This is a genomic window from Burkholderia sp. SRS-W-2-2016, from assembly GCF_001931485.1.
Classification (GTDB): Bacteria; Pseudomonadota; Gammaproteobacteria; order Burkholderiales; family Burkholderiaceae; genus Paraburkholderia.
On the sequence record NZ_MSDV01000018.1, the window covers coordinates 172,391 to 193,716 of the forward strand.

The following is a 21,326-nucleotide window of genomic DNA, read 5'->3' on the forward strand; positions in this document are numbered from 1 at the left end:
TGCGTTGCCGTGCGGCTGCGCGGCGGATGCTTTCGATCGGCTTGTGGTCGCCGAGACAGCCGACACGCGTTGCGTATCCGTGATCCAATAGACCATTCGGCGACGCCCGGCGTAATGCCGGTCGACGCTCTTGGCGATGCAACGGATCGAACGCGTGCCCGCACGCATGGAGGAGCAGATGCAGCTGAAGATAAAACAGTTACCCGTATCGCTGGCCGCCGCCGTAATGGCGCTCGGCTTCGCGATGCATGCGCCGCTCGCGTCGGCGACGCTCAAGCCCGGCGATGCCGCGCCGGCGTTCACCGCCGACGCGTCGCTCGGCGGCAAGACCTACACCTATTCGCTCGCCGACGAATTGAAGAAAGGGCCGGTCGTGCTGTACTTCTATCCGGCCGCGTTCACGAAGGGCTGCACGATCGAGGCGCACGAGTTTGCCGATGCGGTCGACGAATACAAGAAATACGGCGCGACGGTGATCGGCGTGTCGCACGACAACATCGATACGCTGACGAAGTTCTCGGTCAGCGAATGCCGCAGCAAATTCCCGGTCGCCGCCGATGCCGACTCGAAGGTGATCGGCGCGTACGACGCCGGTATGCCGCTGAAGGCGGGGATGGCCAACCGGGTCTCGTATGTGATCGCGCCGGACGGCAAGATCATTTACGAATACACGAGCCTGTCGCCGGAGAAGCATGTCGAGAACACGCTGAACGCGGTCAAGCAGTGGGCGGCCGCGCATAAGGGGCAGTGAGCGGCAGGGCAACAGGCAGTAGGGCAGTGAGCGGCAGGCGGCGCTTGCCGACTTCGGCGCGCGCCGCGTGCCCGACCGAACCCGGCCCGTACCCGGCCCGCGCCCACCCGCTGCCCGGTTCACGCGGCTTCGCGCAGCCCCCGTGCTAGGCTAGGCCCTTTTTTCGGGTGACCCTGCGATGCCGATTCTGGTTGCATTGTTTGCGCTGATCGCGCTGGTGTACGGCGCGGTCCGCGCGTTCTACGGTCTCGAAGCCGCGTTCGGTCTGGCGGTGGCGGTCGGCGTTGCGATCGTGGTTGGCGCGCTGATCGTCGCCGCGCTCGCGTACTGGTGGCAACGCCGCCGCGAAGTCGCGCCGAATCTGCGCGACGGCGACTGGACGCATGAACTGAAGGGCAGTTGGGGCTCGGTGCGGCTCGCGGCGGCCAAGCGGCTGTGCGAGATTCGCGTCGGCGATGCGCAGGGCGCGTATATCTTTGCCGATCTGCTCGGTGCCGAAGCGCAGGGCCGCGATGCGCAGGCGCGCGTCGCGCTGAAGGTGAAAGACCCGCGGCACGGCGAATGGCTGGTGCCGATGACGGGCGAGCGGCAGGCGCGTCAATGGCAGCGGATTTTCTCGCTGGCCATCGAGCAGAAGCTGTAACGCCCGCCGCCCTTACTTCATCAAACCGAACCCGTCGCCGCCTCCCCGCGGCGGCGCGCCTTGCGCGCTTCCCAGCGCACTCGCAGGCGATCCATATACAGGTAGACCACCGGCGTCGTATAGAGCGTCAGCATCTGGCTGACGATCAGCCCGCCGACGATCGAGATACCGAGCGGCGCGCGCATCTCCGCGCCTTCGCCGCCGCCGAACGCGAGCGGCAGCGCGCCGAGCAGCGCCGCGAAGGTGGTCATCATGATCGGCCGGAAGCGCAGCAGACAGGCCTGATAGATCGCATCGCGCGAGGACAGCCCCTTGCGCGACGCGTCGATCGCGAAGTCCACCATCATGATCGCGTTCTTCTTCACGATGCCGATCAGCAGGATCACGCCGATCAGCGCGATGATGCTGAACTCGGTCTTGAACAGCAGCAGCGCGAGCAGCGCGCCGACGCCCGCGGACGGCAGCGTCGACAGGATCGTCAGCGGGTGGATGTAGCTCTCGTACAGAATCCCGAGCACGATATAGACCGCCGCGAGCGCCGCGAGGATCAGGATCGGCTGGTCGGACATCGACTGCTGGAACGCCTGCGCGGTGCCCTGGAAGCTGCCGTGAATGGTGGCCGGCATGCCGATCTCGGCCATCGTGTCGTAGATCGCCTGGGTCGCGGTTGAGAGCGACACGCCGGGCGGCAGGTTGAACGAGATCGTCGACGCGACGAACTGGCTCTGGTGATTGACCGACAGCGGCGTGGTGCCCGGCCCGAAGCTCGCGATCGCGGACAGCGGCACCATCGTTTCCTTCGAAGTGGACACCGCCGAGCCCGACGACGCGCTCGACTTGCCGCTCGCCGCGATCGAGTTGATCGCCTGGTTGCGCGCGGAGTCGGCGGCGATGCTGGCCGCGCTGCCGGCGGTGGTCGCCGCGGTGCCGCCGGTCGCCGCGCTGGTCGTGCTGGTCGCGGCGTTCGACGTGACCGTGCCGGCCGGCGCGTTGGTGGTCTGCGCGCCGCTCGCGGTGCCGCCCGACGTACTGATGTACAGGTCGTGCAGGATGTCCGGGCTCTGCCAGAAGCGCGGCGCGACTTCCATCACCACGTGGTACTGGTTCAGCGGGTTGTAGATCGTCGACACCTGACGCTGGCCGAACGCGTCGTACAGCGTGTTGTCGATCTGCGCGGGCTTGATGTTCATGCGCGCGGCGGTCGCGCGGTCGATCGTCACCATCGCTTCGAGGCCGCCTTGCTGCTGGTCGGAGTTCACGTCGGTGAGCTCCTTGCGCGCCTGCAGCGCCTCGGTGAGTTTCGGCCCCCACTTGTACAGATCGGGCGTCGAGTCGGCCAGCAGCGTGAACTGATATTGCGCGTTCGATTGCCGCCCGCCCACCCGGATGTCCTGCACCGCCTGCAGGAACGTGCGCGCGCCGGCGACGTCGCCGAGCGGCCCGCGCAGTTGCTGGATCACCTGATCGGCGGACAGCTTGCGCTCGCTCTTCGGCTTCAGCGACACGAACATGAAGCCCGAGTTGGTCTGGCGCCCGCCGGTGAAGCCGGCCACGCTCTCGACCGCCGGGTTCTTGCTGACGATCTCCATCATCTGCGTGAACTTGCCCTTCATCGCCTGGAACGACGTGCTCTGGTCGGCCTGAATGCCGCCGACCAGCCGGCCGGTGTCCTGCTGCGGGAAAAAGCCCTTCGGCACGATGATGTACAGCGCGACGTTCAGCCCGATGGTCAGCAGCAGCACGGCCACGATCAGGCGCGGATGCTCGAGCGCCCAGCCGAGCGAGCGTTCGTAGCCGTTCTGCAGCGCCATGAAGCCGCTCTCGAGCCCGCGGCCGAAGCGGTTTTCCTCGCGCTTCTCGTGTTTCTCGCGCAACAGGCGCGAGCACATCATCGGTGTGAGCGTCAGCGACACCAGCAGCGACACCGCGATCGCCAGCGACAGCGTCAGCGCGAACTCGCGGAACAGCCGGCCGACGATCCCGCCCATCAGCAGGATCGGCAGGAACACCGCGACCAGCGACAGGCTGATCGACAGCACCGTGAAGCCGACCTCGCGCGCGCCGACGAACGCGGCCTTCATGCGCGGCATGCCGTCCTCGATGTGCCGCGAGATGTTCTCCAGCACCACGATCGCGTCGTCGACCACGAAGCCGGTCGCGATGGTCAGCGCCATCAGCGACAGGTTATCGAGCGAGAAGCCCATCAGGTACATCGCGCCGAACGTGCCGATGATCGAGATCGGCACCGCGACGCTCGGAATCAGCGTCGCGCGCCAGTTGCGCAGGAACAGGAACACCACCATCACGACCAGCGCGACCGCGATCACCAGCGTGTGCTGGGTGTCCTTCAGCGACGCGCGGATCGTGGTCGAGCGGTCCGAGGTGGGCAGGATGTCGACGTCGGCGGGCAGCGACGCGTGCAATTGCGGCAGCATCGCCTTCACGCGGTCGACGGTTTCGATGATGTTCGCGCCGGGCTGCCGGTACAGGATCACCAGCACCGAGTGCTTGCCGTTCGCGAGGCCGAGATTGCGCAGATCCTCGACCGAGTCGACCACTTCGCCCATGTCCGATAGCTTGACCGGCGCGCCGTTGCGATACGCGATGATCAGGTCCTTGTACTGCGAGGCCTTGGTCGCCTGGTCGTTGGTGTACAGCTGCACGCGGTTCTCGCCGAACTCGATCGCGCCTTTCGGGCTGTTCGCGTTGGCCGCGGCGAGCGCCGCGCGCACGTCTTCGAGACCGATCCCGTAGTGCGACAGCGCATGCGGTTCCAGTTCGACGCGCACCGCCGGGTTCGCCGAGCCGCTCACGTCGACTTCGCCGACCCCTTGCACCTGCGACAGCGACTGCTGCAACACGGTGGCCGCCGAGTCGTACAGCTGGCCCGGGGTCAGCGTGTTCGACGTGAGCGCGAGAATCAGGATCGGCGCGTCGGCCGGGTTGACCTTGTGGTAGGTCGGGTTGCTGCGCAGGCTCGCGGGCAGGTCGGCGCGCGCCGCGTTGATCGCCGCCTGGACGTCGCGCGCGGCGCCGTCGATGTCGCGATTCAGGCCGAACTGCAGCGTGATGCGGGTCGAGCCGACCGAGCTTTGCGAGGTCATCTCGGTGACGTCGGCGATCGAGCCCAGATGCCGCTCCAGCGGACTCGCGACGCTGGTCGCGACGGTCTCCGGGCTGCCGCCCGGCAGCGACGCCTGCACCGAGATGGTCGGGAAGTCGACCTGCGGCAGCGGCGCGACCGGCAGTTTGGTGAACGCGAACACCCCCGACAGCGCGATGCCGATCGCCAGCAGCGTGGTGGCGACCGGACGGGAAATAAACGGACGCGACAGGTTCATCGCTTAGTTCCCCGCATCGGTGGCGGGCGGTGTGGCGCTACCGGACGAATCGCCCCGGTTGAAGCGCTCGCGCAGCCGGCGGCCGAGCGAATCGAACGCGAGGTAGATCACCGGCGTGGTGAACAGCGTGAGCAGCTGGCTGACGATCAGACCGCCGGCGATCGCGATGCCGAGCGGGCGGCGCAGCTCCGAGCCCGCGCCGGTGCCGAGCATCAGCGGCAGCGCGCCGAGCAGCGCGGCCAGCGTGGTCATCAGGATCGGCCGGAAGCGCAGCAGGCAGGCCTGATAGATCGCCTCGTGCGGCGGCTTGCCTTCCTCGCGCTCCGCGTACAGCGCGAAGTCGATCATCATGATCGCGTTCTTCTTGACGATACCGATCAGCAGCACGATGCCGATGATGCCGATGATGTCGAGGTCGTGACCGGTGATCAGCAGCGCGAGCAGCGCGCCGACGCCGGCCGACGGCAACGTGGAGAGGATCGTGATCGGATGGATGAAGCTCTCGTACAGCACGCCGAGCACGATGTACATCGTGACGATCGCCGCGAGGATCAGGAACAGCTCGTTGGCGAGCGACGCCTGGAACGCGAGCGCCGCGCCCTGGTAGCGGGTCTGGAACGACGCGGGCAGGCCGATGTCCTTCTGCGCCTGCTCGATCGCCTTGACCGCCGCGCCGAGCGACGAACCCTGCGCGAGGTTGAACGACACCGTGGTGGCCGGGAACTGGCTCAGGTGCGTGACCAGCAGCGGGGCGGGGCGCTCGATGAACTTCGCGATCGACGACAGCGGCACCTGGCCGCCGCTCGACGTCGCCGAGGGCAGGTAGATCGAGTTCAGCGACTCGGTGTAATGCTGCATCTCCGGCTGCACTTCGAGGATCACGCGGTACTGGTTCGACTGCGTGAAGATCGTCGAGATGATGCGCTGGCCGAACGCGTCGTACAGCGCGCTGTCGATCGTGGCCGGCGTGATGCCGAAGCGCGCGGCGGTCGCGCGGTCGATCTCGATGAACACCGAGCGGCCGTTGTCCTGCAGATCGGTCGCGACGTCGGCGAGTTCGGGCGCCTGCTTCAGGCGATCGACCAGCTTCGGCACCCACGTGGTGAATTCGCCGATGTTCGGATCGGTCAGCATGAACTGGTACTGCGTCGGGCTGACCGTCGAGTCGATCGTCAGGTCCTGCACCGGCTGCATGTACAGCGTCGCGCCCGGAATATGCGCGACGTCCTTCTGCAACTGGCGGATCACCGCGCTCGCGTTGTTGCTGCGGTCGTCGCGCGGCTTCAGGTTGATCAGCATGCGGCCGCTGTTCAGCGTGATGTTGCTGCCGTCCACGCCGATGAACGAAGTCAGGCTCTCCACATCCGGATTTTTCAGGATCTGGTCGGCGAGCGCCTGCTGACGCTCGGCCATCGCCGCGAACGACACCGACTGCGGCATCTGCGTGATCGCCTGGATCACGCCGGTGTCCTGCACCGGGAAGAAGCCCTTCGGCACGAACACATACAGCAGGCCGGTCAGCACCAGCGTGAGCACCGCGACGACCAGCGTCGCGCGTTGCCGCCCCAGCACCCACGTGAGCGCGACCGCGTAGCGCGCGATCACCCAGTCGATGAAGCGGTGCGCCTTCGCCTCGAAGCGGTGGCTCTCATGCGGCGGCGTGTGGCGCAGCAGCTTCGCGCACATCATCGGCACGAGTGTCAGCGACACGACCGCCGAAATCACGATCGTCACCGCGAGCGTGATCGCGAATTCATGGAACAGGCGGCCGACCACGTCGCCCATGAACAAGAGCGGAATCAGCACCGCGATCAGCGACACCGTCAGCGAGATGATCGTGAAGCCGATCTGCTTGGAGCCCTTCAGCGCGGCTTCGAGCGGCGGCTCGCCTTCTTCCACATAGCGCGCGATGTTCTCGATCATCACGATCGCATCGTCGACGACGAAGCCGGTCGCAATCGTCAACGCCATCAGCGATAAGTTGTCCAGCGAAAAGCCGCACAGATACATCACCGCGAGCGTGCCGATCAGCGACAGCGGCACCGACAAACTCGGAATGATCGTCGCGTAGACGTTGGCGAGGAACAGGTACATCACCAGCACGACCAGCACGACCGACATCGCCAGTTCGAACTGCACGTCGCGCACCGACGCGCGGATCGTGGTGGTGCGGTCGGTGACGACCTGCACGTCGAGCGCGGCCGGCAGCGACTGCTGCAACTGCGGCAGCAGCTTCTTGATGCTGTCGACCACCTGGATCACGTTCGCGCCCGGCTGGCGCTGCACGTTCAGGATGATCGCCGGGGTGTTGTCGACCCACGCGCCGAGCTTGGTGTTCTCCGGGCCCGACACGATGTTCGCGACGTCGGTCAGCATCACCGGACGGCCGCTCTTGTACGCGACCACCGCGCTCTTGTACTCGTCGGCGCTTTGCAGCTGGTCGTTCGAGTTGATCGTGTAGTTGCGGGTCGGGCCGTCGAAGTTGCCCTTCGGCGTATTGACGTTCAGGTTCGAGATCGTGGTGCGCAGATCGTCGAGATTCAGCCCGTACGCGGCGAGCGCGCGCGGGTTCGCCTGAATCCGGATCGCCGGGCGCTGGCCGCCCGACAGGCTCACCAGACCCACGCCCGCGACCTGCGAAATTTTCTGCGCGAGGCGCGTGTCCGCGAGGTCCTGCACCTCGGTGAGCGGCATCGTTTTCGACGTGATCGCGAGCGTCAGGATCGGCGCGTCGGCCGGGTTGACCTTCGCGTAGATCGGCGGCGCGGGCAGGTCCGACGGCAGCAGGTTGCCGGCCGCGTTGATCGCGGCCTGCACTTCCTGCTCGGCGATGTCGAGCGGCAGGTCGAGGTTGAACTGCAGCGTGATGATCGACGAGCCGGCCGAGCTTTGCGACGACATCTGGTTCAGCGACGGCATCTGCCCGAACTGGCGTTCGAGCGGCGCGGTCACCGACGAGGTCATCACGTCCGGGCTCGCGCCCGGATAGAAGGTCTGCACCTGGATGGTCGGATAGTCGACTTCGGGCAGCGCCGACAGCGGCAAAAACCGCAGCGCGACGAGGCCGACCAGCATGATCGCCGCCATCAGCAGCGCGGTGCCGACGGGACGAAGAATAAAGGCGCGGGATGGATTCATGCGGTAAGTGCCGTGCCTTTACTTTATTGCGCTGCCTGCGACGCGTGGCGGCCGCGATGCGCGTGCGCACCCGAGGCGGCCGATGCGCCAGCCGGCGCGCTCGCGCCGCGCGGACCCGAAGCACCCGACGCTCCGGCGGCGCGCGCGGCCGGAATCGTGATCTTCGCGCCTTCGCGCAGCCGGTCCGAACCGTCGGTCACGACCCGCTCGCCGACCGCGAGGCCGGACTGGATGCTGGAGCGTTCGCCGTCGACCGGGCCGATCTTGACCTGGCGCACGGTGACCGTGTTGTCCGCCTTGACGACGTACACGAAGCGGCCCATCGAGCCATTGAGCACCGCCGAGGTCGGCACGATCACCGCGTCCTTGATCGTATCGACCAGCAGGCGCGTGTTGACGAACTGATTCGGGAACAGGCCGTTGTCCTTGTTCTCGAAGATCGCGCGCAGCTTGACCGTGCCGGTGGTCGTGTCGATCTGGTTGTCCATCGTCTTCAGCGAGCCGACTTCGAGCGGGTGGGTGTTGCTGCGGTCGTACGCGGTCGCCGACAGCTGCTCGCCGTTCGCGGTGTGCTTGATGATCTGCTGCAGGTTGTCTTCGGAGGTCGTGAACAGCACGCTGATCGGCTGCAACTGCGTGATCACCGCGATACCGTTCGCGAGGCCCGAGGTCACGTAGTTGCCCGGATCGACCTGGCGCAGGCCGACGCGGCCCGACACCGGCGCGGTGATGCGCGCATAGATCAGGTCGAGCTTGAAGGTATCGATGTTCGCCTGGTCGGACTTCACCGTGCCCTCGTACTGGCGCACCAGCGACGCCTGGGTGTCGACCTGCTGGCGCGCGATCGAGTCCTGCTCGAGCAGCGTCTGATAACGCTTCAGGTCGAGGCGCGCGGTTTCCAGCAGCGCCTGGTCGCGGATCAGCGTGCCCTGGGCGTTGCGCAGCGAAATCTCATACGGGCGCGGGTCGATCTGGGCCAGCACGTCGCCTTTCTTGACCATCTGGCCTTCCTTGAAATAGACGTCCTGCAGCACGCCGCTCAATTGCGGCAGCACGGTGACGGTGGCGAGCGGCGTGACGGTGCCGAGCGCGGTCAGCACGACCGGCATTTCGCCCTGGGTCGCGGTCGCGACGTGCACCGGTTGCGGCATGTTGCCCGGTCCGCCGGGACCGCCGCGGCCGAAGCGGCCCGCGCGCGCGCCGCTGGCGGCGCCGGGCGCGCTCGCGCCGGCACCGGGGCCGCCCCACGGATGCCAGCGCCACAGCACCACGCCGAGTACCAGCAGCACCGCGACGATGATCGCGATGGTGCGGCCGCGACGCCGCTTCACCATGCCGGGCGCGCCCGCTTGCGCGCCATCCGCGGACGGCTTCGGAGTGGCGGGGCGTTGAGTTTCCGGGTGCTTTTGTTGTTCGTCCATCGGTTCGGTCTGGTGGCTGGCTGGTGATGTGAGCCGCTCGCGCGGGCGCCGCTAAAAAAGAAAGCGGCGCACCGGGGGTGCGAGTGGCGGGGCAGGCGGATTCGACAGCGGGCGCGGCGCGCAACGTTTCGGCGCGATGCTACCCGGCGTGCGGGACAGAGATGTTAACGCAATGCGAAATCATCGAGGCGGCGCGGCGCCGTTGGCGAAGGTGCTGATGGCTGGTGGCGCGCGGTCCCGCAACCGGGATGCGTGATCGTACGTTGCGGCCTCTGTAACAGTCCAGCCAAGCTTTTTTTCGGTTGATTACGAAGGTTACAGAGCGTAGGCGAATTGTCGGCTGGCGGCGGCCGGCGCGTTACGCCGGGCCGCGGGTTGCGCAGGTGCGCCGCAGCCGCGGCGGCAGACTGGTTCGATGCGCGCTTACAGGTCGAGCCGGCGTCCCGGCGTGCCGCCGATTTCCAGCACGATTTTGTCGATGCATTCGAGCAGCGCGGGCGCGGCGTTGGCGATCAGCCAGTCGCGCGGACACTGGTCGGCCGAGCCGCCGCAGTTGACCGCGTAGCGTTCCCCCGACGGCCCGACGAAGCCGAGCGCGATCGCGTTCAGACCGTCGTACCACTCGCCGGTGGCGATCGCGTAGCCGCGTTCGAGCGTATCGGCGATCGCGTTTTCGAGGCGGCTGCCGATGTTGGCCCACTCGTCGCCCTCGGCGGTCTGCAGGCCGCTCAGCAGCGTATCGCGTTCGGCCGGCGCGAGCGCGGCCAGATACGCGCGGCCCACCGCGGTGCGGGTGAGACTCATCCGCGAGCCGATCTCGAGGCGCGACACGAGCACCGCCGAACGCGGCCGGATCGTATCGATCACGACCATGTCGTAGCGGTCGCGCACCGCGAGGTGCACCGACAGCGCGGTGCGTTCGGCCAGTGCGATCAGGTACGGCCGCGCGCGGGCGCGAATGTCGAAATTGCGCAGGAAGCCGTTGCTCAGTTCCAGCACCGAAGACGTCAGCACGAAGCGCTCGCTGTCCGGCAGCCGCAGCAGAAAGCCCGCGCTGACCAGCGTTGCGCTGATGCGCGACACCGTCGGCTTCGGAATGCCGGTCAGTTCGGCGAGCTCGCGATTGCTGAGCGGCGCGTCGGCGGCGGCGACCGAGCGCAGCACGGTCAGGCCGCGCGCGAGCGCGGTGACTTCATCGGCGGCGCCGTCCTTGTTGTCCTTGACGGCAGCCGCTGATAGGGGGGGAGGCAGAGGTCGGTTCATACGCTTTTTTTGGAACGCTATTTCGAATTTTTCTGTTTGTCAGCTTGTGCTGTCCGCGCCGGGAACCGGCCGGCAGGCGTCACGGCGACGCGCCGGCGTAATGAATTTTTAAGAAATTCATTGTATAGGAACTAATTACCGGGAGCCTCGGAAACGTTTTTATCATTTTGCTTGACTTAGTCAGCATAACCATAAAAAATGGAATCTTGTTTCGAAACACCGAGTCAATCGCACGCTTTTGCCCACATTTTGGGTGTTCGGTCGAATTTACCAGACTGAAGCCGTGCTGATCGGTAGCGCCTGACCGGCCCCCGGATTTTCGGCCGCTTCGAGTCAGCGCTTTCGAAAAACCGTCTCTCAGGTTCTAGCACGGCCCTCGGAATGGCTAGAACTTTTTTAAAGCGTCACGGCAACGTGACGCTTTTTTTTTGCCTGCGGCCGACAGCCTTGGCGCGCCTTAACGGGCCTTAACGGGCGTTAGCGCGCGAGCACCGAAACGGTCGCGATTCCGAGAATCGTCATCACGAGCGACGCGCTCACGTGAATCACCACTTCGCCGGCCGCCCAGCCGAGCCGGCCATCCTGCAGGCGCTGCACGACTTCCGCGGAGAAGGTCGAGAAGGTGGACAGGCCGCCCATCAGGCCGGTGATCACGAACAGGCGCCATTCCGGCGCGAGCTGTGGCACCCGCGCGAAGCCCGCGACCGCCACGCCGATGATGTAGCCGGCGATCACGTTGGCGGCGAGCGTGCCGAGCGGCAGCCCGCTAAAGATGCCGTTCATGCGAATGCCGAGGAACCAGCGAAACAGCGAACCGAGTGCGCCGCCGATAGCGACCGCGAGAAAAGACCAATACATGGGAGAGGAATCGAAACCGGAAGGTCGACAAACCGGTTGATGCGGGGCGAGCCGATGCCGCGTCCGCATAACCGGGCGTAGCAGGCATCATCAGCCCCAAGGGCGGTTAATGGAGAATGCCATCTCCAGCCGCGCAGTCTAACACCGGCGCGCGGCTTTTGGGGACAGGCGCAAGGCGGCGCGGGGCGGGGCAACGGCGGCCCCAATCGCGTCGCGCCGCCCGCGTTGTTTTACTCCGGGGTCGCCGAAATCTTGTGGATCGACAGATCGGCGCCGTTGTATTCCTCTTCCTGGTCGAGCCGCAGTCCGGCCGTCTTGCGGATCACCCCATACACGAGCGTCCCGCCGAGCCCCGCCACCGCGATTCCGCCGAGCGTGCCGAGTACCTGCGAGCCGAACGCGACGCCACCCAGCCCGCCGAGCGCATGCGTGCCGAAGATGCCGGCCGCCAGCCCGCCCCACGCGCCGCACAGCCCGTGCAGCGGCCACACGCCGAGCACGTCGTCGATGCGCCAGCGGTTTTGCACGCAGGTGAACATATAGACGAACAGCACACCGGCGATGCCGCCCGTCACCAGCGCACCGAGCGGATGCATGATGTCCGAGCCCGCGCATACCGCGACCAGCCCGGCGAGCGGGCCGTTGTACGTGAAGCCCGGGTCGTTGCGGCCCGCGAACCACGCGGTCAGCGTGCCGCCGACCATCGCCATCAGCGAATTGACCGCGACGAGTCCGCTGATCTTCTCGAGCGTCTGCGCGCTCATCACGTTGAAGCCGAACCAGCCGACCGTCAGCACCCATGCGCCGAGCGCCAGAAACGGAATGTTCGACGGCGGATGCGCGGCAATCCCGCCGTCGCGATGGTAGCGGCCGTGGCGCGCGCCGAGCAGCAGCACGGCCGGCAGCGCGACCCAGCCGCCGAACGCGTGCACCACCACCGAACCGGCGAAGTCGTGAAACGGCGCGCCGAACACCTGCGTGAGCCAGCCCTGGATGCCGAAGCGGTTATTCCACGCGATCCCTTCGAAGAACGGGTAGATGAAGCCGACCAGCACGAAGGTCGCGAACAGCTGCGGGTTGAATTTCGAGCGTTCGGCGATACCGCCCGACACGATCGCCGGAATCGCCGCGGCGAAGGTCAGCAGGAAGAAGAAGCGCACGAGCGCGTAGCCGTTGTGCTCGGCGAGCGACGCGGCGCTGCCGAAAAACTGCACCCCATACGCGATCGTGTAGCCGATGAAGAAGTACGCGATCGTCGAGACCGCGAAGTCCACCAGAATCTTGACGAGTGCATTGACCTGATTCTTCTTGCGCACCGTGCCGAGCTCGAGGAACGCAAACCCCGCGTGCATCGCCAGCACCATCGCGGCTCCGAGCAGAAGAAACTCGGTATCGGCGCCGCTTTTCAGACTTTCCATCGATGTGTCCCGCTTATGCCAAAAAAGTGTGCTATGGGAGCAAGAAGCGGGCCAAACTTGTGCCGGCCGCGTCGGCGCGGTGCAAACGGGCACCGGGATGGATTCGGTGCCGATTCGGCGCAGCAGGATGCACGCGGGCGATGCACCGGAACGGCGACGATGGGCACAACATCAGTGCATGTTCAGTCGGGCCCGGCAGGGGCGACCCAATTCAGGGCGAATTATTCGATTTTAATTACGGTTTGATTCGAAATCCTGACGGATCGATGCACGTTGATGTGCGTTGGCGTACGCCGCCGAAAACGCCGAGGCCCGTCCGCGGCGCAGTGCGTGCGGGCCGCTTCGGGCTGCCGCGTGGCTCGCTGCGCGCGGCTTTGTCTTCGCGCGCAAAGCCGACATAATGTGCCGACTCCGCGCCGGCTCGGCGGACCACCCCTCCAATGCGCACGCATGAGACTGACCACCAAAGGCCTGTTGCTGATCGCGATCCCGGCCGTCTTCGAACTCGCGCTGCTGTCCGGCCTCGTGAAGGCGCAGGCCGACACGGCCCAGGCCGAGCGCCTGGCATTGCATAGCGAGAGCGTGCTGCGCCAGAGCACCGCGATTCTCGATCCGGTGCTGTCGGAGTCGGTCGCGCTGCGCGGCGCGGTGCTCGCCAACGACGCGCGCTTCACGACGCCGGTCGGGCTGTGGATCGACGTCGACCGGCGCATCGATCAACTGGCCGAACTGGTCGCCGACAATCCCGCCCAGGTCGAGCGCGTGGTCGAGGTGCGCCAGGCGGTGCAGGCCTACCGGCAATGGTCGGACCGGGTGCAGGACCTGCTGCACGCGGGGCGACGCGGCGATATCGCCGCGCGCTTTCGCGATCTTGCGCAGGCCGACGTGCTCGACCGCTTCCGTTTGCACGTGAGCGCGTTTCAGGCCGAGGAACGGCGTATCGACGCGCAGCGCTCGAACGCGGCGGCCGCCGCGCGCGAGCGCCAGCAGACGCTGATCGTTGCCGCCGCGCTCGGCTCGCTGCTGTTCGTCGCGCTGGCCGTGTGGCTGTTCACGCGCGGCGTGCGCGGCCGGCTCGCGCTGCTGTCCGACAACGCCGGCCGGCTCGCCGGCAACGAGCCGCTCGCGCCGCTCGGCGCGGGCCGCGACGAAATCGCCCGGCTCGATCTGACCTTGCACGAGACCAGCCGCCGGCTGCTCGAAGCGGAGCGCATCGAGGCGCGCTTTCACGCGGACCTGGAGCGCCGCACGGTCGAACTCGCGCGCATCAACGAGACGCTGCGGCAGCAGACTCAGGAAAACGAAATGTTCATCTATAGCGTGTCGCACGATCTGCGCGCGCCGCTGGTGAACCTGCAGGGCTTTTCGAAAGAGCTGATCCGCGCCGGCGACGAACTGCGCGCGACGGTGCGCGGCTCGTCGCTGGCGGCGACCACGCGTCAGCGGATCGAGCGGATCGTCGACGAGGACATCGGCGAGGCGCTGCATTATCTGCAGACCGCGGTGCTGCGCGCGTCGCACATCATCGATGCGCTGCTGCGGCTGTCGCGGGTCGGCCGGGTCGAGTACCGGCGCCAGCGGGTCGATATGCGCGACATCGTGCAACGCGTGGTCGATGCGATGCAGGGCTCGATTCGCGCGCGGCGCGCGCGCGTGACGGTCGGCGATTTGCCCGCGGTGTGGGGCGACCCGACCGCGCTCGAACAGATCTTCGCGAACCTCGTCGGCAACGCGGTCAATTATCAGGATCCGAAGCGCGCGAGCCGCATCGAGATCGGCACGACGCCGGCGCCGCCCGGCGTGCATTCGCTGCGGATCTTTTACGTGCGCGACAACGGCCTCGGCATTCCGGAGGTCGCGCTGCCGCGGCTGTTCAATGCGTTCCAGCGCCTGCACGGCACCGCGACCGCGGGCGAGGGGATCGGCCTCGCGCTGGTGCGGCGGATGGTCGAGCGGCACGGCGGACGCGTGTGGGCGGAATCGAAGGAAGGGACGGGGACGACGTTTTATCTGTCGCTGCCCGAGGCGGGCGCGTGGGCCGCGGCGGGCGCGCGGCGCAACCCGCCGGCCGCCGCGAGCGCGCTGGCGCTTGCCGAGGCGGCCGCCGGGCAGCCGTCGCGCGATGCGCGGGGCGGTCCGCAGGCGCAGCTTGATGCGCGGGAGCGGGCGGGGGCGGCTACTGCAGCCACTGCAGCTCCTACGGCTCCTACGGCTCCTACGGTGGTGGCGGCGACGGTGTTCGGCGCGGGCGTGGCCGCGGTCGGCAAGTCGGCCGCTCAGTCGGCCGATCAGTCAGTCGCTCAGTCGACCGAGCCGGAGCGTCCGCTATGACGACTCGCTAGCAACGCGCGAACACGGGCCGCGGCTTCAATAGCCGGCGCCCGCGCACCGACCAGTAGCAGCCGCAGACCAGCAGCAGCGCGACACCCGCCAGCGCTGCGACGGGGCTCGGCCGCACGCCGTGCAGACCATCGATACTGAACAGCCCGTTGGCGGCGATCAGCAGCGCCGCCCACAGCGCGCACGCGGCCTGCAATAGCAGACGCGTGCCGGTCAGATGTCGCGCGCGGTTATGGCACGACCAGGCGGCCGGCCGGCGGGCACAGAAAAAAGCGATCGCCATCAGCATGATGACGAGAGTCACGATCCAGTCGATCAGTTTCATCGAAACAGCACTCCCTAAAGCTGCCGCGACTATAGGGAAGTGCCGAGCCAGAAACTATCGGACGATTCTCAAATATTGGATCGGATTTTCGGCAGGCGGCGGTCGCCGCCGGGGAGGAGTTCGAGCGCGGGGACTGTCCCCGCGCTCGCTGCCTGACGCAGTGATGCCGTTCAATGCTCGATGCGGGTGCCGAGCAGCACGAGAAATTGCCGCAGCCATTCCGGATGCGCGGGCCACGCGGGCGCGGTGACGAAGTTGCCGTCGGTGATCGCGGCGTCGACCGGGATGTCCGCGTATTCGCCGCCGGCCAGCTTCACTTCGGGCGCGCAGGCGGGGTAAGCGGAAATACGCTTGCCGCGAATCACGTCGGCGGCGGCGAGCAGTTGCGCGGCATGGCAGATCGCGGCGATCGGCTTGCCGGCCTCGGCGAACTGGCGCACCAGTTCGATCACTTTCGGATTGAGCCGCAGATATTCGGGCGCGCGACCGCCGGCGATGCCGAGCGCGTCGTACTGCTGCGGATCGACGTCGTCGAAGCTGGCGTTCAGCGTGAACTGGTGGCCGGGCTTTTCGGTGTAGGTCTGGTCGCCCTCGAAATCATGGATCGCGGTCTTCACGCGCTCGCCGGCCTTCTTGTTCGGGCACACCGCGTCGACGATATGGCCGACTGCCTGCAGTGCCTGAAATGGCACCATCGTTTCGTAATCCTCGGCGAAGTCGCCGGTCAGGAACAGGATCTTCTTTGCCGCCATCGTATATCTCCGGTTGATCGATGCAACGTTGGGATGCTGACAGATGCTCGGGGTCGATGCTGAGGTGTTCAGTGACGTGCTTAGTGACGAGCTCAGTGACGTGCTCGACCAGTCTACCCCATGATGTTTGACAGAAGCGCGACCGCGGTTGCGCTGCGTTCGGGTGCGCTCGTACCGCGCTCCGGCGGCGGCCGCACTGCGCGCCGACCATCCCCGGATCGCGGCGCCGGCGGTATCATTGGCGCGTCTTTGCTAGCGTGAGCCGCCCGGCGCGGCTCCTACTGATCATGATTTCTTCTGTTTCCTCTTCGTTGCTGCGCCGCGTGGCGTGTGTGGTGTTCGGTTTCGGCGCGCTGGCCGCGTGCCAGAAAAACGATGCGTCGGCCGGCCAGGTCGCGGGCAAGCTCAACGACGCCGCCCAGCTCGCCGGTCAGAAGCTCGACCAGGCGGCGAGCTACGTCGGCCAGCAGGTCGACGCGACCAAATCCGCCGCGCAGCAGAACCTCCAGTCGGCCTCCGCGCCGTCCATCAAGATCGATCCATCGGCGCTCGCATCGAGCGCGCAGGCCAATCTGCAGAACGCCGCGAGCGCGGCCAACGCGCAGTTCGGCAAGGCCGCGGCGCTGACCGGCCAGGGCCTCGAAACGGCGGGGCGCAAGCTGCAGGCATGGTCGGCGCAGAACTCGGGCGCGTCGGCGTCGGCGTCGACGTCGTCGAACGCGTCGAGCGATTCCGCCGATGCGCAGAAACAGATGGACAAATGACATGCGCGTCAGTCGATTCGCAGCAGCCGGTTTGACGCTGTCGTTAAATGTAACTATGATGGTTGCACTTCGTCGGTCTCAGGCGGGTGCGCTGTGAACACCAGTAGCCGCTTTGCGTTTGCCGTGCATGTGCTCGCGCTGCTGTCGTTGCAGAGCGGGGTGCCGTTGTCGTCGGAGATGATCGCGGGCAGCGTGAACACCAATCCCGCGCTGATTCGCCGGCTGCTGGCGATGCTCGCGGAAGCGGGCCTCACCACCTCGCAGCTGGGCGCGGGCGGCGGCGCGCTGCTGGCGCGTTCGCCCGCGCAGATCAGCCTGCTCGACGTGTATCGCGCGGTCGACGATGCGCAGTTGTTCGCGCTGCATCGCGAGGAGCCGAATCCGGCCTGTATGGTGGGGCGCAATATTCAGGGCGTGCTGCGCGGCGTGATCGACGAAGCGCAGCAGGCGCTGGAAGCGTCGCTGGCGGCGCGCACGCTCGCCGACGCGACCGCCGACGTGGTGCGTCTCGAGAAGCAGCGCGAGCGCAAGCGGCGCGCATGAAGCCGCTGGCGCAGTAGCCAAACGAAGCAAACGGGGTGAAAGCCCCGCTTTTTTTCTCTTTATATGTAATCGATATAGTTACATATTTAACCGTCAGGAGCACGATGAAATGAGCAAGCAACTGAAAATCGCACTGTTCGGCGCAACCGGCATGGTCGGTTCGCGGATCGCGGCCGAAGCGGCGCGACGCGGCCATCAGGTCACCGCGCTGGTGCGCGATCCGGCGCGCGTGCCGGCCGGCGTCGCGAATCTGCAGGCGGCGCGCGCCGATCTGCTCGATGCCGCGAGCGTCGGCGCGGCGGTGCGCGGACACGATGTGGTCGCGAGCGCGTATGCGCCGCCGCAAGGCGATCTCGCGACGCTCACGCGCGCCACCCACGCACTGGTGGAAGGCGTGCGCGCGGCGGGCCTGAAGCGTCTCGTGGTGGTGGGCGGCGCGGGTTCGCTCGAAGTCGCGCCGGGCAAGCAGCTGGTCGACACCGACGGTTTCCCGGATGCCCACAAGGGCATCGCGCTCGCGCATCGCGACGCGTTCGATTACTACCGCGGCATCACCGATCTCGACTGGACCTTCTTCGCGCCGGCCGCGCTGATCGCGCCGGGCGAGCGCACCGGCACGTTCCGCACCGGCGCGGCCACGCTGATCGCCGATGCCGACGGCAACAGCCGCATTTCGGCGGAAGACTACGCGATCGCGTTCGTCGACGAACTGGAGCAGGGCCGCTTCGTGCGGCAGATCGCGACCGTCGCTTACTGAGTGTCTTACCGAGCGTCGCCGTTCGCGCAAGCTCCCTAACATTCGGTTACGCATGCGCGGGCGCGGCGGGCAAAACTGCGGCTACACTTGGCGTCTCCCGTTTTTCTTACGGATTGCCATGCAGTCATGCCCGTCGCGGCGTGAGTCCGAGGCTGCGCCGTCCGTCGGCGGGCAGCAGCCGGCGACCCGCGCCGTTCCCCATTTTTCCTCCGACCCCATCGCCCGCGAGCCAGCCGCTCGCCGCGCGCGGTCGCGCGTTGTCGATCCCGTAAGCGGCTGGCGCGGCTGGTTCGCCGCGCTGTTCTGCGCGACGCTGCTCGCGTGCATCGGCCTCGCGCCGCGCATCGCCAGCGCCGCCGGTGCGAGCGCGGCCGCCGCGAGCGCCCCGGCGCCCGCACCCGCGCCTGCGCCTGCCACGCCGATGATCCCGGCGCTGCAAAGTCTGATCAATAGCGCGACCGTCAACGCGGCGCCTGCCGCGCCGGCTTCCGGCGCATCGGCGGCCGATGCGGCGTCGGCGCCGTCGGCCGCGAGCCAGGCGGAACTTGCGCGTTCGCTCGACAGCGTGATCGCGACGCTCGACAACGATCGGCAGCGCACCGCGCTCGTCAACCAGCTGAAGAAACTGCGCCAGGTCTCGCAGAACGCCGCGCAAACGGTCGGCCCGGCCGCGCCCGCGCAGCCGAGCCCGGGGCTGCTCGGCGCGATCGCGTCGGGGATCGCGTCGTTCGAATCCGACGTGCACCAGGGCCGCACGCCGGTGCGCTACTGGAGCGGCCGCCTGACCGCGGCCGGCAACGAGCTTTACACGATCGTCTCGGGGCAGAGCCGCGAGAGCGTCGGCAGCATCCTGCTCGCGATGCTCGCGATGCTGGCCGGCTGGGGCGCCTGCGCCGGCGCGCTGATCTATTTGCAGCAGCGGCTGTACCGGCGGTTCGGCATCCAGATCGGCCTGCGCCCGAATCCGACCACCCGCGAGCTGCTGATCTTCGCGCTGCGCCGGGTCGGTCCATGGATCATCGCGTTCGTCGCCGCGCTGCTGTTCGTGCGCGCGATGCCCGATGCGCTCGGCCGCACGCTCGGCATGGTGGTCGCGTATGCGATCGTCGCGGGCGCGGTGTTCTCGGCGATCTGCCTGATCATGTTCTCGCTGTTCGGCTCGGGCCACCGGCGCGTCGCGGTGCGGCTGCTGATCGATCACGCGCGCCGCGTGCTGTTCGTGATCGGCGTATGCGGCGCGCTCGGCGACGCGGCGGTCAACTACGACGTCGCGCATCAGCTCGGCTCGAATCTCGCCGCGCTGATTTCGACCGCGGCCAACATGACGGCCGCGGTGCTGACCGGCTATTTCGCGCTCGCGTTCCGGCGCCCGGTCGCGCATCTGATCCGCAACCGCTCGTACGAACTGCGCAACGACCACCAGGCCGCGACCGATGCGTTCGACGTGCTCGCCGCGCTGTGGCACGTGCCGGTGCTGGTGCTCGCCGCCGCGTCGGTGGTCGCGACGCTGGGCGGTTCGGGGTCGAGCGAGAACGTGCTGCAGATTTCGATCGTCACCGCGCTGCTGCTGGTGCTGGCGTTCTTCCTGTCGGCGATCGTGCTGCGCATGACGCGTCCGCGCAGCGCCCGCGCGCGCCGTCGCTCGCCGTATCTGACGCGCCTGCTGCGCTTTTGCGGCACGCTGCTGACGCTGTTCATCTGGCTGTTCTTCTTTGAATTAGCCGCGCGGTTGTGGGGCGTGTCGCTGGCCGCGGTGGTCGAACAGAACGTCGCCGCGCGCGGGATCGCGCATGCGGTGACGGCGATCGTCGCGACCGTGTTCATCGCGTGGCTGCTGTGGATTCTGGTCGACACCGCGATCACCGAGCAGCTCAATCCGGGCAGTCCGCGCAACAAGGCGCGCAGCCCGAGCATGCGGGCCCGCACGATGCTGCCGCTGGTGCGCAACGTGTTGCTGGTGACGATCATGACGATCGCCGGCATCGTCACCGCGGCGAATCTCGGCATCAACGTGACGCCGCTGCTCGCGGGCGCCGGCGTGATCGGTCTGGCGATCGGCTTCGGCGCGCAGTCGCTGGTGACCGATCTGATCACGGGCCTGTTCATCATCATCGAGGACACCATTTCGGTCGGCGACTGGATCGACGTCGACGGCGGCCACGCGGGCACCGTCGAGCATCTGTCGATTCGCACCGTGCGGCTGCGCGACGGCCAGGGCGCGATCCACGCGATCCCGTTCTCGCAGATCAAGATCGTCAAGAACCTGTCGCGCGATTTCGCGTATGCGGTGTTCGAAGTGCGTCTCGCGTTCTCGACCGACGTCGATCAGATCATGCAGTTGATCCGCGAAGTCGGCGCCGATCTGATGGCCGACTTCCGCTACCGGCGCGAGATGCTCGGGCCGATCGAGGTGTGGGGGCTCGACCGTTTCGATCCGAACTGGATGGTCGTCAAAGGCCAGATCAAGACGCGGCCGCTGCAGCAATGGAGCGTCGCGCGGGCGTTCAATCTGCAGCTGAAGCGCAAGATGGACGAGGTGGGGATCGAGATTCCGGTCGCGCAGATGCGGGTGTACACGTCGTCGAAGGATAGCGAGGGCGAGCCGTTGCGCGACGACGAGATGACCGGCTTCGTGGCGCCGGTGGATGGGGAGCGGGCCGCGGCGCGCGGGTATGACGGCGCGTACGGGCGCGAAGCGGAGGGGCTGCGCGAAGGGGCTCACGGAAGGACGCACGAGCATGCACGGGAGCGCTCGCGGGAACAGGAGCGCGAACATGTGCGCGAAGCCGTGCCCGAGGGGACGTATGAGGCGGCGCACGAAGTGACGCACAAAGCGGCCGGCATCGGGCCGTCGGCGCACGCCGCGCCGCCGGTGCCGCTCGCGCCGGTGCGCGACGTATCGCATGAACCGCGGCCGGCGCCGCCGCCGACCGGACAGAGCGCGTCGACTCCGCCGCAGATTCCAACCGCGGGCGATGGGGGCGGAAAGACCTGAAGTCGAATCGAACGCTC

At 67.2% G+C, this 21,326-nt stretch carries 15 protein-coding genes and 1 riboswitch; of the genes, 7 read left to right on the plus strand and 8 right to left on the minus strand.

Going from position 1 to position 21,326, the window contains the following annotated elements:
* Positions 1 to 178 precede the first annotated feature (178 nt).
* Both BTH42_RS06360 and BTH42_RS06365 read left to right on the plus strand, forming a co-directional pair.
* Positions 179 to 751: a peroxiredoxin gene (locus tag BTH42_RS06360; RefSeq protein WP_372237244.1), complete on the plus strand. Its 573-nt coding sequence runs from the start codon at positions 179 to 181 to the stop codon at positions 749 to 751.
* A 178-nt stretch (positions 752 to 929) separates the two neighbouring features.
* Positions 930 to 1,394 (plus strand): hypothetical protein, encoded by a 465-nt coding sequence (locus tag BTH42_RS06365; RefSeq protein ID WP_075296960.1) that lies wholly within the window; start codon positions 930 to 932, stop codon positions 1,392 to 1,394.
* Between the two features lie 20 nt (positions 1,395 to 1,414).
* Here the strand turns inward: BTH42_RS06365 and BTH42_RS06370 are convergent, their stop codons facing one another.
* From BTH42_RS06370 to BTH42_RS06395, 6 genes are all read right to left on the minus strand, one after another.
* Positions 1,415 to 4,735, minus strand: a complete 3,321-nt coding sequence (locus BTH42_RS06370; protein WP_075296962.1) for an efflux RND transporter permease subunit — start codon at positions 4,733 to 4,735, stop codon at positions 1,415 to 1,417.
* A gap of 3 nt (positions 4,736 to 4,738) precedes the next feature.
* Complete coding sequence (locus BTH42_RS06375; protein ID WP_075296964.1) at positions 4,739 to 7,873, minus strand: MdtB/MuxB family multidrug efflux RND transporter permease subunit; 3,135 nt, start codon at positions 7,871 to 7,873, stop codon at positions 4,739 to 4,741.
* A gap of 23 nt (positions 7,874 to 7,896) precedes the next feature.
* Complete coding sequence (locus BTH42_RS06380; protein WP_075296966.1) at positions 7,897 to 9,294, minus strand: MdtA/MuxA family multidrug efflux RND transporter periplasmic adaptor subunit; 1,398 nt, start codon at positions 9,292 to 9,294, stop codon at positions 7,897 to 7,899.
* Positions 9,295 to 9,717: 423 nt separating this feature from the next.
* Positions 9,718 to 10,557: an IclR family transcriptional regulator gene (locus BTH42_RS06385; RefSeq protein ID WP_075296968.1), complete on the minus strand. Its 840-nt coding sequence runs from the start codon at positions 10,555 to 10,557 to the stop codon at positions 9,718 to 9,720.
* A gap of 477 nt (positions 10,558 to 11,034) precedes the next feature.
* Complete coding sequence (gene crcB / locus BTH42_RS06390; RefSeq protein ID WP_075296970.1) at positions 11,035 to 11,415, minus strand: fluoride efflux transporter CrcB; 381 nt, start codon at positions 11,413 to 11,415, stop codon at positions 11,035 to 11,037.
* A gap of 74 nt (positions 11,416 to 11,489) precedes the next feature.
* A riboswitch (Fluoride riboswitch) is annotated at positions 11,490 to 11,551 on the minus strand.
* A 94-nt stretch (positions 11,552 to 11,645) separates the two neighbouring features.
* A complete protein-coding gene (locus BTH42_RS06395; RefSeq protein WP_075296972.1) occupies positions 11,646 to 12,833 on the minus strand; it encodes an ammonium transporter in 1,188 nt (395 codons plus the stop codon).
* A 450-nt stretch (positions 12,834 to 13,283) separates the two neighbouring features.
* On the opposite strand from BTH42_RS06395, the gene BTH42_RS06400 reads away from it, so the two are divergent.
* On the plus strand, positions 13,284 to 15,164 hold the full coding sequence (locus BTH42_RS06400; RefSeq protein ID WP_083654677.1) for an ATP-binding protein: 1,881 nt from the start codon (positions 13,284 to 13,286) through the stop codon (positions 15,162 to 15,164).
* 7 nt (positions 15,165 to 15,171) lie between these two features.
* On the opposite strand, the gene BTH42_RS06405 is transcribed toward BTH42_RS06400, so the two are convergent.
* Entirely contained in the window at positions 15,172 to 15,498 is a 327-nt protein-coding gene (locus BTH42_RS06405; RefSeq protein ID WP_075296974.1) for a hypothetical protein, read from the minus strand.
* Between the two features lie 170 nt (positions 15,499 to 15,668).
* Positions 15,669 to 16,250, minus strand: coding sequence for a DJ-1/PfpI family protein (locus tag BTH42_RS06410; protein ID WP_075296987.1), 582 nt, complete (start codon positions 16,248 to 16,250; stop codon positions 15,669 to 15,671).
* 287 nt (positions 16,251 to 16,537) lie between these two features.
* Between BTH42_RS06410 and BTH42_RS06415 the strand changes: the two genes are divergently transcribed.
* From BTH42_RS06415 to BTH42_RS06430, 4 genes are all read left to right on the plus strand, one after another.
* Complete coding sequence (locus tag BTH42_RS06415) at positions 16,538 to 17,014, plus strand: hypothetical protein (protein WP_178392127.1); 477 nt, start codon at positions 16,538 to 16,540, stop codon at positions 17,012 to 17,014.
* A gap of 93 nt (positions 17,015 to 17,107) precedes the next feature.
* On the plus strand, positions 17,108 to 17,557 hold the full coding sequence (locus BTH42_RS06420; protein ID WP_075296989.1) for an Rrf2 family transcriptional regulator: 450 nt from the start codon (positions 17,108 to 17,110) through the stop codon (positions 17,555 to 17,557).
* 109 nt (positions 17,558 to 17,666) lie between these two features.
* Positions 17,667 to 18,314, plus strand: coding sequence for an NAD(P)-dependent oxidoreductase (locus BTH42_RS06425; protein WP_075296991.1), 648 nt, complete (start codon positions 17,667 to 17,669; stop codon positions 18,312 to 18,314).
* A 118-nt stretch (positions 18,315 to 18,432) separates the two neighbouring features.
* Positions 18,433 to 21,309 carry a mechanosensitive ion channel family protein gene (locus BTH42_RS06430; protein WP_075296993.1) on the plus strand — a complete coding sequence of 959 codons (2,877 nt, stop codon included), beginning with the start codon at positions 18,433 to 18,435 and terminating at the stop codon, positions 21,307 to 21,309.
* Positions 21,310 to 21,326 lie beyond the last annotated feature (17 nt).